This window comes from Bacillus paralicheniformis (assembly GCF_002993925.1).
Taxonomy (GTDB): Bacteria; Bacillota; Bacilli; order Bacillales; family Bacillaceae; genus Bacillus; species Bacillus paralicheniformis.
This window is the reverse complement of record NZ_CP023665.1, coordinates 3,447,679-3,465,109: the sequence shown is the minus strand read 5'-3', so window position 1 is coordinate 3,465,109 and position 17,431 is coordinate 3,447,679. Positions and strand designations below refer to the sequence as shown.

The 17,431-nt window shown below is 46.3% G+C and carries 13 protein-coding genes; 10 read left to right on the top strand and 3 right to left on the bottom strand.

Annotation, left to right across the window (positions count from 1 at the left end; translation table 11 throughout):
* The first annotated feature begins 18 nt into the window (after window positions 1–18).
* Window positions 19–1,347: a Na+/H+ antiporter family protein gene (locus tag CP943_RS17765; RefSeq protein ID WP_025809768.1), complete on the top strand. Its 1,329-nt coding sequence runs from the start codon at window positions 19–21 to the stop codon at window positions 1,345–1,347.
* Between the two features lie 78 nt (window positions 1,348–1,425).
* Here CP943_RS17765 and CP943_RS17760 read toward each other — a convergent pair whose 3' ends face one another.
* Window positions 1,426–2,022 (bottom strand): biotin transporter BioY, encoded by a 597-nt coding sequence (locus tag CP943_RS17760; protein ID WP_105981202.1) that lies wholly within the window; start codon window positions 2,020–2,022, stop codon window positions 1,426–1,428.
* A gap of 103 nt (window positions 2,023–2,125) precedes the next feature.
* Between CP943_RS17760 and CP943_RS17755 the strand changes: the two genes are divergently transcribed.
* Entirely contained in the window at window positions 2,126–2,719 is a 594-nt protein-coding gene (locus tag CP943_RS17755) for a sulfite oxidase-like oxidoreductase (RefSeq protein ID WP_059231512.1), read from the top strand.
* Window positions 2,720–2,774: 55 nt separating this feature from the next.
* Window positions 2,775–2,966: a hypothetical protein gene (locus CP943_RS17750; RefSeq protein ID WP_234026547.1), complete on the top strand. Its 192-nt coding sequence runs from the start codon at window positions 2,775–2,777 to the stop codon at window positions 2,964–2,966.
* A 52-nt stretch (window positions 2,967–3,018) separates the two neighbouring features.
* Here CP943_RS17750 and ald read toward each other — a convergent pair whose 3' ends face one another.
* Window positions 3,019–4,158, bottom strand: coding sequence for an alanine dehydrogenase (gene ald / locus CP943_RS17745; protein ID WP_105981201.1), 1,140 nt, complete (start codon window positions 4,156–4,158; stop codon window positions 3,019–3,021).
* 110 nt (window positions 4,159–4,268) lie between these two features.
* Window positions 4,269–5,507, bottom strand: a complete 1,239-nt coding sequence (locus tag CP943_RS17740; RefSeq protein ID WP_043054456.1) for a sporulation transcriptional activator AdeR — start codon at window positions 5,505–5,507, stop codon at window positions 4,269–4,271.
* A 182-nt stretch (window positions 5,508–5,689) separates the two neighbouring features.
* Between CP943_RS17740 and CP943_RS17735 the strand changes: the two genes are divergently transcribed.
* The 7 genes from CP943_RS17735 (at window position 5,690) to essA (ending at window position 17,420) form a co-directional block, all read left to right on the top strand.
* On the top strand, window positions 5,690–7,099 hold the full coding sequence (locus tag CP943_RS17735; RefSeq protein WP_023856169.1) for an alanine/glycine:cation symporter family protein: 1,410 nt from the start codon (window positions 5,690–5,692) through the stop codon (window positions 7,097–7,099).
* Window positions 7,100–7,432: 333 nt separating this feature from the next.
* A complete protein-coding gene (locus tag CP943_RS17730) occupies window positions 7,433–7,729 on the top strand; it encodes a WXG100 family type VII secretion target (RefSeq protein WP_003184900.1) in 297 nt (98 codons plus the stop codon).
* Between the two features lie 80 nt (window positions 7,730–7,809).
* Entirely contained in the window at window positions 7,810–8,049 is a 240-nt protein-coding gene (locus CP943_RS17725) for an ESX secretion system protein YukD (RefSeq protein WP_020452810.1), read from the top strand.
* A gap of 14 nt (window positions 8,050–8,063) precedes the next feature.
* Window positions 8,064–9,389: a type VII secretion protein EssB gene (essB, locus tag CP943_RS17720; protein ID WP_048350242.1), complete on the top strand. Its 1,326-nt coding sequence runs from the start codon at window positions 8,064–8,066 to the stop codon at window positions 9,387–9,389.
* A 36-nt stretch (window positions 9,390–9,425) separates the two neighbouring features.
* The gene (gene essC, locus CP943_RS17715) at window positions 9,426–13,910 is read left to right on the top strand and encodes a type VII secretion protein EssC (RefSeq protein WP_105981200.1); all 4,485 of its coding nucleotides are present in this window, start codon (window positions 9,426–9,428) and stop codon (window positions 13,908–13,910) included.
* On the top strand, window positions 13,907–16,942 hold the full coding sequence (gene esaA, locus CP943_RS17710; RefSeq protein ID WP_025809754.1) for a type VII secretion protein EsaA: 3,036 nt from the start codon (window positions 13,907–13,909) through the stop codon (window positions 16,940–16,942). Before essC ends, esaA begins: the two co-directional genes overlap by 4 nt.
* Window positions 16,932–17,420, top strand: a complete 489-nt coding sequence (gene essA / locus CP943_RS17705) for a type VII secretion protein EssA (RefSeq protein WP_025809752.1) — start codon at window positions 16,932–16,934, stop codon at window positions 17,418–17,420. Before esaA ends, essA begins: the two co-directional genes overlap by 11 nt.
* Window positions 17,421–17,431 lie beyond the last annotated feature (11 nt).

The window sequence follows — 17,431 nt, the reverse complement described above, 5'->3', positions numbered from 1 at the left end:
TGTTCGGAGGTTTCAAATATGAATGCAGTTGTGATTGCTGTTATTGTCATGCTTATATTAAGCCTGCTGCGAGTCAATGTTGTTCTTGCCTTGATTGTGGGCGCTCTTGCAGGAGGTCTGACGGGCGGTCTCGGTCTCGGCCAGACGGTCAGCGTATTCACGGAAGGACTCGGCGGGAACGCAACCGTCGCTGTCAGCTATGCGCTCCTCGGCGCATTTGCGGTCGCTTTGACGAAAACGGGTCTTCCGGATGCCATGGTTGAAGCTGCTGTCAAGCTGATCGGCAAAGAAGGCGATACAAGGCGCAAAACCCTTTCAAAAGCGCTGATCGTCTTCGTGATTTTAATCATTTCTTGTATGTCTCAAAATATCGTTCCGGTTCATATCGCATTTATCCCTGTTTTAATACCGCCGCTATTGAAAATTTTGAATGAGCTGCAAGTGGACCGCCGCCTGATTGCGTGTGCGATGACATTCGGATTGACAGCTCCGTATGTTTTGCTTCCCGTCGGCTTCGGTCAGATTTTCCAGGGGATTTTGAAAGACAATATGAAAGATGCCGGCCTTTCGGTCACATTGGCTGATATTCCGATCGCCATGATCATCCCGATCGCCGGGATGATTGCCGGTTTGGCTGCTGCTGCTTTTGTGTACCGCAAACCGCGCACGTACGAAATGAAGGAAATCGCCGGTCAAAAATCGGCGGCTTATACGAAAAAAAGCCTTTCGATTGCCGCTTTGGCCATCGCTGTATCATTAAGCGTACAGCTTTATTTGTCTCAAAGTTTAGACGTCGACGGAATGATCTTCGGCGCGCTCAGCGGTTTGGCGGTCTTGTTTTTAAGCGGAGCGATGAAGCGCGGCGAAGCGGACGAATTGATCACAAACGGCATGAACATGATGGCGTTTATCGGATTTGTGATGCTGGCCGCAGCCGGTTTTGCCAATGTGCTTGAGAAAACGGGCGATGTCAAAGCCCTTGTTGAAGCGTCAACAGGTTTCATCAGCAATAATCAAGTGATCGGCGCATTGCTGATGCTGATTGTCGGTTTATTGATCACAATGGGGATCGGTTCATCATTTGCGACGATTCCGATTATCGCAACGATATTTGTGCCGCTTTGCATGCAGCTTGGCTTCAGTCCGATGGCGACCATCGCTATTATCGGGACGGCGGCGGCTCTCGGGGACGCCGGTTCACCTGCGAGCGACAGCACGCTTGGCCCGACATCAGGCTTAAATGCAGACGGACAGCACCACCACATTTGGGACACTTGTGTTCCGACATTCATCTTTTATAATATTCCGCTGATTTTGTTTGGCTGGATCGCGGCGATTGTTCTTTAAAAAAATTCCCCTCACTTTGAGGGGAATTTTTTTCTATGTTTGTTAAAATAAAAAGAGAACCGCACCGCCTGCTCTTAATTAATAGGTCGGGTTTCTTCTGAAGCCTGCGCCTTTTTGAACCGCCCGGAAAACCTTTGAGGCGAGCGCGGCGAGCAGAACGGAGAATGCCAAGTCTTTCACGAAGAACCAGGTTATCATCTTCCAAACGGCTGAATAAGACAACGGTGTATTGAGCCAAGTTGAAAACGCGAGATACGTATAATTGACGCCAATCAGATAAATGATTAGTGTACCGATCAATGAAGCTGTGAAAAAGTGGCCTGTTCTCGGTTCTGATACTTTGTCCGTGATCCAGCCCGCGGCATATGCGGCAGGAATGTAGGATAGAATAAATCCAGCGCTTCCTTTGAAAAGAACGGAAATACCGCCTGAAAAAGAAGCGAATACAGGAGCGCCTACAAAGCCGACTAACGCATAAACGATCATGGATAGCGCACCTAATTTGCGGCCGAGCAGAAGCCCGGCAAGCAGACAGAAGAAAGGCTGCATCGTAAGCGGAATACCGCCGATTTGCAGAAACGGGGCAAACGAAGTGATATTAGCGCCGATCCCCATGAGGGCGGCAAACATTCCGACAAGCGCCATATCAGCGGCGCGAAGTTTCTTTTTATTCATGATCTTTGTTCCTCCTCAGTGATTCAACACAACCTTATCGTAAGAGATCGTAAAATAGTTTGTCAACCACTTTTTAAACAAAGTTAACAAAGGGGGTTCTTTCGTGTTTTTTGGAAAAACAAAACCGCACAAGTCCGACAGGGTGCCTCCAAACCAAAATGTCACGACATCTTTTCCTGTTCTTCATGCAGGCGATGTTCCGGAATACAAAGACCTCTCAAAATGGAATTTGCAAGTCTACGGACTTGTCGAACAGCCGCTCCTGCTGTCTTTGAATGATCTGCATGACATGCCGCAGAGCGAAGTGTCCAATGATATTCATTGTGTAACAGGCTGGTCCAGGCTCGATAATGTCTGGGAAGGGATCAAAACAAAGGAGATCGCTGAAAGAGTAAAGCCGCTTCCCGAAGCCAAATTTGTCATCTTGCATGCAGAGGAAGGCTGGACGACGAATGTTCCGCTCGAAGACTTCTTAAAAAATTCGTCTCTTTTGGCTCATTCCCACAACGGCGCCCCGCTCACACCGGAGCACGGTTTTCCGCTCAGAGCGGTCATGCCGCATCTGTATTTTTGGAAAAGCGCCAAATGGCTGAGGGGCATTCAGTTTACAAAGGAAAACCATCCGGGCTTTTGGGAGAAAAACGGGTACCATATGAGGGGAAATCCTTGGAAAGAAGAAAGGTACAGCTTTGATTAGCGGGGGAGGATGAAATGTTTTTCGTACAGCTGCTCATATTTTGCATGCTGACCGTATGTTTTTGGCTTTTGATCGCATCATTCAAGAAAAAGGCTTTTGCTGTTTTATTAGCGCTGACAGCTGCGGCGGTTTTGCCGCAGCCGGCGATGCCTCAGACAGGACGCTGTGGAGAATTGTTCTGTTTGCCGCGATCCCTGTTTCTGTGATTACCGCAAAATTGATTCAGGATCGGCGGAAAACGGAATAAAAGAAAAAGACAGAGTCTCGGAGCTGTTTCCCGAGGCTCTGTCTTTTTGATGCTATGCACCGGTGGCTGACGACGAATTTTCGATCGCAAGCTCTGCCGGAACGTAATCATAGTTTAAGTCTCTGGCTACGGCTTCATAAGTGATATGGCCGTTTGCTGTGTTTACGCCGGCTTTTAGCGCACGGTTTTCAAGTATCGCTTTTTCCGCGCCCTTATTTGCGATTTCAAGCGCGTACGGAACCGTTACATTCGTCAGTGCGACTGTGGATGTCCGCGGAACGGCCCCGGGCATGTTGGCAACGGCGTAATGGACGATTCCGTGTTTGACATAGGTCGGATTGTCGTGGGTTGTGATGTGATCCACCGTCTCGACGATGCCGCCTTGATCGATTGCGACGTCAACGATCACCGAGCCCGGTTTCATCTGTTTGACCATCTCTTCCGTCACCAAAGTCGGCGCTTTGGCACCCGGGATCAGCACCGCGCAGATGAGGAGATCGGCTTCAGCGACGGCATCAGCGATGTTGACCGGATTGGACATCAAAGTTTTGATTTGGTTGCCGAATTGATCATCAAGCTGGCGCAGACGTTCCGCGCTTAAATCGATCATCGTCACGTCAGCTCCCAGACCCGCCGCGATTTTTGCCGCATTTGTGCCGACAACGCCTCCGCCGATGATCGTCACTTTCCCGCGCGCGACTCCTGGTACCCCGGCCAATAGTATGCCTTTTCCGCCTTTCGGCTTTTCAAGGAACTGGGCGCCGATTTGAGCGGCCATCCGCCCGGCTACCTCTGACATCGGCGTCAGTAAAGGAAGGGAGCGGCCGTCGCTGACCGTTTCATAGGCAATGGCTGTCACGCCTTTTTGCTTTAATGCTTCAGCCAGGGAAGGCTCTGCGGCCAGATGCAGATAAGTGAACAAGATAAGCCCTTCTCTAAAATACGGATATTCTTCAGGAAGCGGCTCTTTGACTTTCATCACCATATCAGCTGCTTCCCAGACGGCTTTCGCCTGTTCTGAGATCTCCGCTCCTACAGAGACGTAATCTTCATTTTCAAACCCGCTTCCAGCCCCCGCGTCTTTTTCGATGATGACGCGGTGTCCTGCAGCGATCAGTTGAGAAGCTGCACCGGGAGTCAAGGCAACACGGTTTTCATTGTTTTTGATTTCTTTCGGTACGCCGATAATCATCCCATCATTCCTCCTTTTTCTGTAAAAATGCTGTTGTTTTAGTTTATACTGACTTTTTAGAATTTTCTTTGTTTGGATCGGAAAATAAAAAAACATGCATTTGTGGAATTTCACAAATGCATGTTGCGAAGCTTGATTTCCAGATAAATCGTAAATTTTTCATTGATGTTTTTTAAATCGATTTCGGCGATTTTACTGATGCGCTTCAGCCTGTAGTTCAGCGTGTTGACGTGAATGTTCAGCTTTTTGGCGGCGGTGTTGACGTTGCTGTCGCATTCGATAAACTGCTCAAGCGTCTCGACAAGATTGGAGTGGTGCTCCTTGTCATATGCTTCAAGCTGCATTAAAGAATAGTTTGGATAGCTTGCGTGTTTTCGTTTTTCGCTGAGCACGTCGAGATACTGATAGATGCCGAGTTCTGAAAAGCTGACGAGCTGCCTTGTTTCTTCGGGAAAACGCTCCTTGACCTTCAGCGCCGAGAGCGCTTCCTGATAAGACTGGTGTACAAGGGTGATCAAGCTGTACATTCCGCCGATCGCAATCGTGCAGTTGTTCAGTTTATAGCGCTCTTCAAGCTGCTTTTGTATATTCGCGGCAAATTGCTTTAAATCATTGAACGGCTGTCCCTTTTGCCCCGTTTTTGGCGAAGCGAGGACAATCAGCTCATTATAATCGATTGTAGCCAGAAGAATTTGCACCTGCTGCGTCGTCTCCAGCAAGTAGTGGAGCTGTTTTTCGGTTTTTTCTTCGATTTCGTCTTTCAGCCGGATGATGATGACCGAGTAAGTTGAAGGTACCCCGATACCAAGCTGATGAAAGCCGTCGGAGATCTCCTGATCTTCCGAAATATGCCCGGTCAAGAGCTTCCAGAAAAATTCCTGGCTGCGCTGTTCATTTTTTCTTTTTCGGACTTGATAAGGCAGCAGCTTGTTTTTGACGGAATCCGCAGCCAGCTTCAAAAGATGAAGCTCGTTTTCCGACAGCGTTTTTTGGCTTTCCAGCGCCCAGATAAAACCGATAACCTCGCTGTTTTTCCAGATTGATATCGCCACGCGGCTCGACAAGCCGACTTCATCGATTTGCTCGACCCTGATCGGTTCGTCGGTTTTCATCAAGGCGGGAATCGTTCCATCTTTCCAAAGCTTGTTGATGACCTTTTCCGGCACGCGTCTTCCGATGATCGTTGACGTTCTCGCCGGGTCCGTGTAGTCGCTGTGGGTGCTGTAAGCAAGGAGACGGTGGTTGATGTCTTCTATTGTAATCGGACAGTCCAGCACCTCGCTGATATGATCTGCCACATCTTCTAAACGGTCATATTGATATTTAAAAGGATTGTTTCGATTGTTCATAAAAAAACCCCTACTTTTATGTTTGCATGAAAAAATTTTGACATATACCCATCTTACTTTTATTATGAATATAGTTGTTTGTTAAAATCAACAAAAAAGTCGCTGGCGATTTATTATTTTTCATAAACGTAGCGATGTATTACACCAAATTTAATTATTCTGAAATAAGAGGAGTAGGAACATTGGCGATTCTAGAGAAAATCAACGGCTTTTTATGGGGAGTCCCGGGCATCATTCTGCTTGTGGGAACCGGTTTATTTTTGACGTTCATCCTGCGGGGGCTTCAATTTAAAAGATTGATATATGCATTCAAACTTGCATTCGGGAAAGAGAAAGAATCAGCCGGAGCAGACGGTGATGTCAGCAATTTCAAGGCGCTGATGACGACGCTTGCCGGAACGATCGGAAACGGGAATATTGCCGGTGTAGCCACGGCGATTACGGTTGGAGGTCCGGGGGCTTTGTTTTGGATGTGGCTCGTCGGTCTTTTAGGGATGGCTACGAAATACAGCGAAGCATTGCTCGCCACGAAATACCGCGTCAAAAATGAGCGGGGCGAATATTCGGGCGGACCGATGTACTATGTCGAAAAAGGGCTCGGGAAGAAGTGGAAGCCGCTTGCCGTTTTATTTGCATTGTCAGGTGTGCTTGCCTCTTTTGGAATCGGGGATTCCGTCCAATCCAACACGATTTCGGAAGTCGTCACACACAGCTTCGGAATTCCAGGCTGGATCATCGGTCTTGTGCTCGCGATATTGACAGCCGCGATCATCTTCGGCGGTTTTCAGCGTGTCAGCACGGTGGCGAGCATTTTCGTGCCGGTCATGGCGATTCTTTATATCGGCGGCTCACTGATCATTATTTTCCTTCATTATGATCAAATCATTCCGGCGTTCCAGCTGATTTTTTATCACGCCTTCAATCCGGTGTCAGCCGCTGGGGGCTTTACAGGTGTAGTCGTGTCTGAGGCGATCAGAAACGGCATGTCGAAAGGAATCTTTTCAAACGAAGCGGGTCTTGGTACCGCTGCTTTGATCGCAGGAAACGCGAAATCCGATCACCCCGTCAAGGCTGCTTTGGTTGCGATGACGGGAACATTCATCGTCACATTGATCGTATGTACAATGACCGGGCTCGTCCTCATTATTACGGGATTTTGGGATCCTTCAGGCGGTCTGCTTTCTGGTGTTGCCCACGATACATCGCTTGACGCCGGCGCGCTGACAAACGCCGCGTTTGCTTCTTCGCTCGGAGCCGCGGGTAAATACATTGTGACGTTTTCAGTTATTTTCTTCGGCTATTCAACCATTGTCGGTTGGTATGTATATGGAGAAAAATGTCTGGAATATTTAGTTGGTTTAAAATGGGTGCCGGTTTACCGTGTCGTTTATGTCATCGCTGCATATTACGGTGCAGTCGCAAGCCTCAATACTGTATGGGCTTTTGCCGACATGGCGAACGCATTAATGATGATCCCGAACTTAATCGCCCTTGTGCTCTTATGGAAAGTCATTCGGGCGGAAACTGACGATTTCTTTTTGCACCATTATAATAAGGAAAAACAAAAATCAGCCGGCTTGAAAGCGGGCTGATCGAGACAAGCCTGCCTCTCTTAGAGGCGGGCTTTTTTTGCGCTTATGCAATCCTTCCTTTATCCTATGGAAACGGTTCAGACCCAAGTGGGTACACAGAACCATGTCATTTGATTCAAATGTTACGAGAGAAGAAAATTGAGATAATTTTACTAGATTTCTATAATTTTTGCTGGGTGGAAATAGAGGAATGATAAACCTTTAGACTCATTTTGTAAAATAACAACAGATTTGTTTGACTGTGCCTCAATCTTGTTTTTATAATAAAAGCGTTCAAAAAAATAAGTTATTTAGCCCATATCTAGGGCGAATAGCGCAGGAGGTATAAGGAATATGTCAGGAATCATTCGTGTTACGCCGGCTGAATTGCGGCAAATGGCTGACAGATATCAAAAAGAAAGCGGAGATGTGACTGAACAGGTCAATCAGCGCCTTGATCAAATGATCAACCAGCTTCAAGATATGTGGGAAGGTGAATCAAGCCGTGCGTTCTCAGAGCAATATCAAGAGCTAAGACCTTCTTTTATTAAAATGGCTGAACTTCTAAGCGACGTTTCTAAACAACTTCATCAGACTGCTAACACTCTTGAAAGCACTGACCAAGACATCGCTAGCCAAATCCGCGGCTAATTTACAGATTAGAAGAATGAGAGAAGCGCCTAATTCAAAAGAAGATGACGGCGCTTTTTCTATTGAGAGGTGATGAACTGGTGTATGTTGACATTACCATCGATTTAAAACATTACGACGGCAGCGCCTTTGACCTCAGACTGTCAGATTACCATTCTGTTAAAAAGGTAATCGACATCGCGTGGCAAGCCAAAAGCATACCGGTACCTCCCCGGGAAGGCTACTGGGTAAGGGTGACAAATAAAGATGCCGTTTTTTCAGGCGAATATACATTATCGCAATGCGGAATTACGACAGGTGACCGCCTGGAAATTTTATGAAAGGATCTGGGTGAATGGCAGAGAAAAAGAAAACGTATCTCGAAGACCAATTAGAGGCCGTCATGACGAAAGAAGACGGTTCATATATCTTTCGTTTTCAAAGAGAAAAGATCAATCTTGTGAACGGCTTGGAAGCAAACGTCATCAAAGAAGTCGATCCTTCCTTTAATAAAGAAACCGTCATGACCGATGATGAAGTCCAAATTTTGATTCAGCCTCCTTCCGAATATAAAGAATTTCGTTATATAAAAGGAAAAAATAAAAAAAGCAAATGGCTTTTTGCGTACCAGCTCGTGAAAGCCGTCGAAGAACATTCAATTAAAAGGCTGCACCTGATCGCTGCGCCTGAAAACATTGTTTTTGACAAAGGATTAACACCTAAATTTTTACATTATGGAGTGAAAGAAAGCATTCCGCCATATGAACACGACGAAGAAAGACTTTTCAATGAAGTGAAAGCCGCTGCTGCGCTTGCTGTCGATGGGCAGTTTACTTTTGAAGAGTATTTAAAATACAGCGAAACCATCAAGTTTTCAGATCAGGTAAAAGACATCATCACAAGCGGGACGTACGGCGATTTGAAAGCCGTCATTCAAAAGAGGATCGATGAACTGGATGCCGAAGAAAAAACGCTTGTCCATCTTCCGAAGAAGAAATGGAAGATTCAAAGGTACATAGGGTTAGGACTTATTTTATGCTTAATACCGGCTGTTTTATTTTCCTTCTACTCATTATTCTTTGCACAACCGAAACAGCAGGCGTTTATCGAAAGCAACCGCTACTTCTTAAATAAACAGTACAGCAAAGTCATCAGTACGCTTGATAAATATGATGCCGGCGAGATGCCTGATTCTGTTCAATATCAACTGGCTTATTCGTATGTGCTTGTTGAGAGCGCATTGAAGGAATTGGACTGGCAGGAAGATGCTTTAAAAAGCCTGACGCTCCAAGTCGATCCGAATAATTTCCTTTACTGGATTCAGATCGGACGGGGGGATAATAAGGGGGCTCTTGAGACAGGCAGGAAACTGGAAAACGACCTTCAAATTATCTACGCAATCACAAAATATATGAGTGAAATAAAAGCGGATGACCAAATGTCGAGCGATGAGAGAGAAAAGCTCCTGGAGCCGCTGCAAAAGGAATTTGACGAATTATATAAGACATTGGAACAAAATAAAAAAGAGCAGAAGAATACTGATGAAAACCAGCAGGCAAACACCGAGCAAAGCCAGGCGGACGTAGAAGCCGCAAAGGCTGAAAAGGAGAAAGCCGAGCAAGAGCAGGCGAAAAAAGAAAATAAAGAAAAGGAAGACAAAAAGAAAAAAGATGATAAATAAAAGCGAAAACACCTGTTGTTGGCAGGAGGCGGGGAAATGAGTCTGTTATGGATTTTTTATCATAAAAACTATCAAAAAATAAAACTGGATGATCAGAACAGCCGCACGCTCACCATCGGGCCGGATTTGAAACATTCTGTCACGATCAAGCATTTTTCGTTTGAAAAAGGCCCGGTGGTACTGGAAAAGCAGAAGGACTCAGACGCTTTCAACGTGCAGCTGGGAGGGGAGACTGTTTCTTCTTTAAAGCTTGGCGGAAAGGCGTCCGTCCAAAGCGGCGCTGAACAGCTGACACTTTTTTTAGCCGAAGAATCCGACAGCGTTCCCGCCTACTATTTGGGAGAGAGACAGGAAGTCGTCATTTCTTCCCTTGATCAAGAAGCGGATGTTTATTTCAATGAAACGGATTCATTCTTTGGAGAAAAAGGTACATTCTCCTTCATCCGCCTCGACGGGCGATGGAATGTCCTGCCGAATGGCGCCAAAATTTATTTGAACGGAGAAGAAGTGTCCGCTTCGGTCTCCGTGCAAAATGGAGACGAAATCGCATTTGGACTGAATATTCTTCGCATCATTGAAGATGACCTCTTGGAAATCGAGGGGTTCGGGCAATATGATACGTCTTTGGAGAACATTCTCAAGCCGAGCTCCGAGACAAAAAATAAATATCCGCAATACCGCAGGCCGCCGAGAATGATTTACGATCTGCCGGATGAAAAGATATCCTTCAGCTTCCCGGCACAGGAAAGCGACGGAGACAACAGAGGCTTATGGCTGATGATTCTGCCTCCGATCGTCATGCTGCTTGTCATGGGGATCGTGGCGCTCATTCAGCCGCGGGGAATTTTTATCATCGTCTCCCTTGCGATGTTTATGATGACGCTGATTACGTCAACCGTGCAGTACTTCCGCGACAAAAATCAGCGTAAAAAAAGAGAAGAAAAAAGAGAGCGGGTCTACACCCTTTACCTTGAAAACAAAAAGAAAGAGCTGCACGAACTTGCAGAAAGGCAAAAGTTCGTCCTTGATTTCCATTTTCCTACATTTGAGAGAATGAAATATTTAACAAAGGAGATCAGCGGACGGATTTGGGAAAAATCGATTGAAAGCGCCGATTTTCTGCAAATCCGCCTTGGAACGGGAAATGTTGCATCTTCATACCAAATCAATTTGAACGGCGGAGATTTGGCCAATCGCGATACAGACCATCTCCTTGAACAAACGCAAAAAATGGAAGAGGTCTACAGAGAACTGAAAAATGCGCCGATCACCGTGAATCTTGCTGAAGGCCCGATGGGTGTCGTCGGAAAATTGTCCGTCGTCAAAAATGAAATTCATCAGCTTGTCGGCCAGCTCGCATTTTTCCACAGCTATCATGATTTGCGCTTTGTCTTTATTTTTGACGAAGCCGAGTATCAAGAATGGGAATGGATGAAGTGGCTTCCGCATTTTCAGATGCCTCATATTTATGCGAAAGGGTTTATTTACAACGAACAGACAAGAGATCAGCTCCTTTCAAGCATATATGAAATTTTGAGAGAACGGGATTTAGATGAAAACAAAAAGAATACTTTGTATAAGCCGCACTTTGTGTTTATCATCACAAATCAGCAGCTCATCGCGGAACACGTCATTTTAGAATATTTGGAAGGCAAGCAGAAAAACCTCGGAGTGTCGACAATCGTGGCGGCAGAGACGAAAGAAAGCCTGTCCGAAAACATTCATACCCTTGTTCGTTATATTACTGAACAGGAAGGCGACATTTTGATCAAGCAAAAGAAAGCCGTACAGATCCCGTTTCAGCTGGATCACCACAACAGGGAAGACAACGAACTGTTTTCCCGGACGCTGAGAACGCTTGACCACCAGACGGGCATGACGAATTCGATTCCTGATACCGTATCGTTTCTCGAACTGTTCCAAGTGAAGGAAGTCGATGACATCGGTATTGGCCAAAAATGGTTGACAAGCGAATCGGCCAAATCTTTGGCCGTACCGATCGGCTATAAAGGAAAAGACGACATTGTTCATTTAAATCTTCACGAAAAAGCCCACGGCCCCCACGGGCTGCTTGCCGGAACGACCGGTTCAGGTAAAAGTGAATTTTTGCAGACTTATATTTTGTCTTTGGCCGTTCACTTCCACCCGCATGAAGTCGCATTTTTGTTAATCGACTACAAAGGGGGCGGAATGGCGCAGCCGTTCCGGAACATCCCGCATTTGCTCGGAACGATTACTAACATTGAAGGCAGCAAGAACTTCAGCAACCGGGCGCTGGCGTCCATTAAGAGTGAGCTGAAGAAAAGGCAGCGGCTCTTTGATCAGTATAAAGTCAACCATATCAATGACTATACAAAGCTTTACAAACAGAAAAAAGCGAAAACAGCGATGCCGCACCTTTTCTTAATTTCAGACGAATTTGCCGAGCTGAAAAGCGAAGAACCGGAATTTATCCGCGAGCTTGTCAGCGCGGCAAGGATCGGCCGAAGTCTCGGGGTGCACTTAATCTTGGCGACGCAAAAACCGGGCGGCATCATCGACGACCAGATTTGGAGCAACTCCAGATTCAAGGTTGCCTTGAAGGTTCAGGATGCGAATGACAGTAAAGAAATCCTTAAAAATGGGGATGCGGCTACCATCACGGTAACGGGCCGCGGTTATTTGCAAGTCGGCAACAATGAGGTGTATGAACTGTTCCAGTCTGCATGGAGCGGCGCCCCTTACATGGAGGACGGCTACGGCACAGAGGATGAAGTGGCGATCGTCACAGACACCGGTTTAATTCCTTTGTCAGACGTTGACGCCGATCATACTGCGAAAAAAGAGGCCGTAACGGAAATTTCCGCAGTCGTCGAACAAATTGAACGGATTCAAGAGGAAATGGGAATCGAGAAGCTTCCGAGCCCTTGGTTGCCGCCGCTTGAAGAGCGCATACCTAAAACGCGCTACCCGTCTGAGGAAGCGGATGCCTTTAACTTTGCTTATATCGATGAACCTGAAAAGCAAAGCCAGGAGCCGATCAGCTATCGCATGATGGATGACGGCAATATCGGCATCGTCGGATCGTCAGGCTACGGAAAATCCCTGACCGCTACGACGTTCATGATGAGCTTTGCCGAACAATATACACCGGAAGAATTGCATTACTACATTTTCGACTTTGGCAACGGAACGCTGCTTCCGCTTGCAAGGCTTCCGCATACCGCGGATTATTTCTTGATGGACCAAACGAGAAAAATCGAGAAATTCATGGTCCGGATCAAGGCGGAAATCGAGCACCGGAAAAATCTTTTCCGCGCAAAAGAAATCAGCCATATCAAGATGTACAATGCGCTGAATAAGGAAAAGCTGCCGTTTATTTTTATAACGGTCGACAACTTTGACATCATTAAAGACGAAATGCATGAACTTGAAAGCGAATTTATCCAGTTTTCACGCGACGGCCAGTCGCTTGGAATTTATTTAATCCTGACCGCGACAAGGGTCAATGCGATCAGACAGTCGCTCTTGAACAACCTGAAAACGAGGGTTGTCCACTACCTGATGGATCAGTCTGAAGCATATTCGATCATCGGAAGGCCGGAATTCAGCCTTGAACCGATCCCTGGACGCGTCATTATCAATAAAGAAAACCAATACTTCGCACAAATGTTTATGCCTGTGGAAGCGGACAATGATATCGAGCTGTTTGAACGGATCAAATCCGACATTCAGGCGATCGCAGAACGGTCGGAAGGCATGAGAAAGCCGGCGCCTGTGCCGATGCTGCCGCTGGAGCTTTCCGTTACGCAGTTTGTGAGAGATTATCCGCTTCAGCCTGAAAGAGGCCTTATTCCAATGGGACTCGATGAAGAATCTGTCGAACCGGTATACTTTAACCTTGAGAAAAATAAGCACTGCCTCATCATGGGTCAGACGCAGCGCGGAAAAACAAACGTCATCAAGATCATGCTCGAGCACCTGCTTGACCATGACACGAAAAAAATTGCCGTGTTTGATTCGATAGACAGAGGGCTTTCTCAATATGCGACAGAGGATCAAATCAGCTACCTTGAAACAAAAGACGACATTATGCTCTGGCTGGCTGAGACGGAAGAAATTTGCCGGACAAGAGAAGCGATGTATTTGGAAGCCGTTAAACAAGGCGAAATCGCCAACCTTGATTTTTCACCGATGGTCTTTATCGTCGACGGACTTTCACGGTTCCAGCAGACGATCGACGCATCTATTCAGGATAAAATGGCGATGTTTATGAAGTCATACGCCCATTTAGGCTTCCACTTTATACCTGCCGGAAATCACAGCGAGTTCACAAAAGGCTATGATTCGCTGACAAGCGAAGTCAAGCAGGTCAGACACGCCATGCTATTGATGAAAAAATCCGAGCAGAATTTGATTCAGCTCCCATATGAACGCCAGGAGCCGGAAATTCTCCCGGGCTTTGGCTATATCGTTGAAAACGGCAAAGAGAGGAAAATTCAAATTCCTTTATGTGCCGTAGAAAGGAAGAAAACGAAATGACGGAACAACAAAAAAGCACGCTGAAAATTATCAGCGCCTTCGTCACGATCATCTTGCTGCCCGTCTTGTTCTTTCATTTCATCGGTGAGAACCCGACGAAAAAGGTATCGAACGCGACAAGGGAAATCGCTGTCGTCAATGAAGATACCGGCATTTTGAAAGATGACGGAACCGTTGATGAAGATGCGCTGCTGGGGAACGAAATCTCGGCTTCCCTGGTTGACCGTCCGGACTATAAATGGACGGTCGTCAACCGGAGCGCAGCAGAAAGCGGACTTTCGGAGAAGCAATACGATGCGATTGTCTACATTCCGTCGGACTTTTCGCAAAACATTTTAAGCTACAACCATGAGCGTCCACAAAAAGCGGAGCTGGAATTTAAAATTCAGGACCAGCTTGACGCCGTCAACAAGGAAAAAGTCCAGCGCGAACTTCAAGACGCGCAAAAAACGGTGAGCAAAAAAATGTCTTCCCTGTATTGGCGCTTTGTCAAACAGGGAGTCAAAAAGGTCAGAAAAGAGTTTGACAGCATCGTAAACAAAGAATCAGAATTCCAAAACGCGATGTACAATTTTTACAAGCCGAGCTCCAACAATTTAGCGGGCGAAGTAGAAAGACAAAAAGAGATGATCGACAGACTGAAAGAATCGATCAATGAAACAGAAGGCACATCAAAAGAGCGCAACGCAGGCGTCGAAGAATCCAAAAAACAACTGGACAGCTTCGTCGACAACGTCAATCAGTACAAACAATATCAAGAAAAGCAGTCGGAACTGCTTCAAGCTGCACAAGCGGACAGTGAAAAGCAAATTCAAGACGGCCTTACGGTGATTAAGGAAAAGCAGTCCAGCGCAACGAGCCGTTTCAATGAACAAATGAGCGGCATGGCCGCTTCATTCAACGGTTTGCAAAATCAATTCAGCCTGACTGCGAACTCTTTTCAAAACCTGCAAACGACGCGTGAAAATCAGGTGCCGTTACAAATGAGCGGAATTGACAGGATTCAGAATGAGTTGATCGATGATTATCAGGCCCAAACGAGAAGCTATAATCTGAGCGTGCTTCAACCTAAATTAATAGAGAGGCGCTCAGTGTTAACCGTTCCACAGGAAGATCCAGGCACCACAAATCCTGGTGATGATCAAGATAACGATGATGAAGATCAAAATGACGACGAAGAACAGCCGAAAGATTTAAAAATCGATCTTCAAGAACAGCAAGATGAATTGAAGAACATAGCGGCTGATCTTAAAGAATTATCGGACGGGCTAAAGGATTCCTCAGGGAATGATGGCGGTTCAGGAGATCAAGAACCATCTGCCGGAGAGCCGAATCAGGGTCAAGAACCTTCTCCTGAAACCGGGGAAATCGGTCAGCAGGACGGTTCAACTTCTGCAGATGATGCAGGCGATAAGGGAACAGGCGAAGACGGCCAAACGGAGAACCCGGGAGACGAGCCTGAAGACGAAATTACCAAGTTAAAAGCACAGCTCAATGAAGCCGCCGCTAGAATTGAAAAGGTGGAAACAGATCTTCGCGAAAAACAGGAAACGCATAATGAAGAGTTGAAAAAACAGCTAGAAAAATTTGATGATAAAGTCGCTGAATTAACGAATACGATTAAAGACTTAAATCAAAATGTCGAAAAGCTGAACGGGCGAATTACAAAGCTTGAAGAGAGCCAGAATGAAGACTTTAAGACGATTTACAGTCAAATCGAAACACTTGAAAACGAAATATTAAGCTACCCGATGGGTACTGAGAGAAAAGAAGCATTAAAAGAGGCTTTTGCTTCTAAAATCAATACAAGAGATGTCCGCGACCTTCTCAGATATCATAATACGTTGTCTGTATATAGAACAACGCTATACGGATCAGTAGATTATTCAATTAAGAGCAATGTCATCTCCGCGAAAAAAGACAGCGTGGATACCGTCCTTAAAATCGGTGAAACCGAAGCGGAAAAATGGAGCAATTTAAAAAATAATATGCTGTCTACAAATGAAGACATTGAAAATTACACAACAGACATGACCGATTTCGTCAAAAGCTACGGCGATTTCATTAGTGAGAAGCAGACTGACGTGCTGAATGAACTCAGCACGATTTCAGAACGAGCAAATGCCGTATCTGAACAGCTGCGCAATCCGGAAGGCGCCGGAACGGCGGTCATGCAGGGAGACGCGACAGATGGAACGATGGTCATCAGCATGCAGGATACGCTCGGAAATGACATTTTGCAGCTGTCTAACATGCTCGGTTCCTTGTCGGAAACGCAATCAGGCGTCATCGAGTACACGGGCAATATTCAGGAAAGTGTGAACGATGTTCAGAAAAAAGCGGATACCCTGAATTCAAACTGGGGCCAAAATGTCGCGACGACAAAGCTGATCCGCGGAGACGTGTACGGCATTCTCGGCAATGCGTTCGGAGGAAACGACGGATATGTATACGATCATCTGGCAAGTCCGGTGAAAATCAGCGGGGATGTTCCAGAGTCGAAAGCGCAAAACGTACCGCCGGTCGTCATTCTCGTGATTGTGATGCTTTCCAGCTTGCTGATCGGATATTTCAGCCACCATTATCAAAATGCTCCGCTCTTAGTCAGAGGCGCGCTGTTTGGCATTTTGAATATTATTGTCGGACTGATGATCAGTCTGTTCGGTTTGAACATTTACTCACTCGCAGACGATCAGGCCGTCATGTGGTCGGTCTTTACGATCTTGCTGCTGGTCGCAAGTTCAGCCATCATCCGGACGGCGTTTATGCTGGGATCGATCGCAGGCGGAATCGCAACAGCCGCTATGGTGCTGTTCTATGTAGCGCCGCTGCTTGACTTGGCGATGCCGAACTTCAGCTTTAACAATCCGGTATCAACCGTATATATGTCGATTCAGTACGGAACTGGAAGCCAGTTTGCACTCGGAATCGGTGCATTAATTTTAATCACGATCATCGCGATTGCTGTTCCTTTTATTATCGATTTTGCAAAATCAAGAACAGAAGAAAGCGAGACTGACCATGATGCTTAATGCGAAATGGGGAAAGAAGGGGATCATGGCAGTCATGCTCTCCTTCTTTCTTTTCACTCCGTTCGTGAAGGCGGAGGAAACCGATAAAGTCGATGTAAAGCCAAACGAGTATGAAAAGCAGGATATTAAAATCGAGACGGACTATCTTCAGGAAGAAGAGACGGAATACAAGGAAGAAATATCAATTCCAGAAGAACTGAAGGAATTCTCATTTACAGATTCGAAAAAAGAAGATGCCATCGAAAAGCTGAAAAGCCTGTCCGGAAGCTTCACGAATGAAAGCAATTCCGTGGCGTCAAAGCTGAAGCAGCTTGACCTGTCATTCTCGGCAAATCCGTCCTTATCGGGACGGGAAGATGACGCTGCGGAAAGCCGGCAATCCATCTTCCTGCCCATTTTATACGGTCTGCTGATCCTCTTATGCATCGCAGGTCTGTTCTTTTTGATTCCGAAAGTCAGCGGGCAGCAGAAAAAATAGGAGCGCTCAAC

Coding starts and splice junctions, on each gene's coding strand:
- ald (WP_105981201.1), bottom strand. CDS start 4,158: ATGATTATCGGCGTACCGAAAGAAATCAAAAACAATGAAAACCGTGTT.
- CP943_RS17730 (WP_003184900.1), top strand. CDS start 7,433: ATGTCAGGAATCATTCGTGTTACGCCGGCTGAATTGCGGCAAATGGCT.
- essB (WP_048350242.1), top strand. CDS start 8,064: ATGGCAGAGAAAAAGAAAACGTATCTCGAAGACCAATTAGAGGCCGTC.
- essA (WP_025809752.1), top strand. CDS start 16,932: ATGATGCTTAATGCGAAATGGGGAAAGAAGGGGATCATGGCAGTCATG.
- esaA (WP_025809754.1), top strand. CDS start 13,907: ATGACGGAACAACAAAAAAGCACGCTGAAAATTATCAGCGCCTTCGTC.
- CP943_RS17750 (WP_234026547.1), top strand. CDS start 2,775: ATGTTTTTGGCTTTTGATCGCATCATTCAAGAAAAAGGCTTTTGCTGT.
- essC (WP_105981200.1), top strand. CDS start 9,426: ATGAGTCTGTTATGGATTTTTTATCATAAAAACTATCAAAAAATAAAA.
- CP943_RS17765 (WP_025809768.1), top strand. CDS start 19: ATGAATGCAGTTGTGATTGCTGTTATTGTCATGCTTATATTAAGCCTG.
- CP943_RS17740 (WP_043054456.1), bottom strand. CDS start 5,507: ATGAACAATCGAAACAATCCTTTTAAATATCAATATGACCGTTTAGAA.
- CP943_RS17760 (WP_105981202.1), bottom strand. CDS start 2,022: ATGAATAAAAAGAAACTTCGCGCCGCTGATATGGCGCTTGTCGGAATG.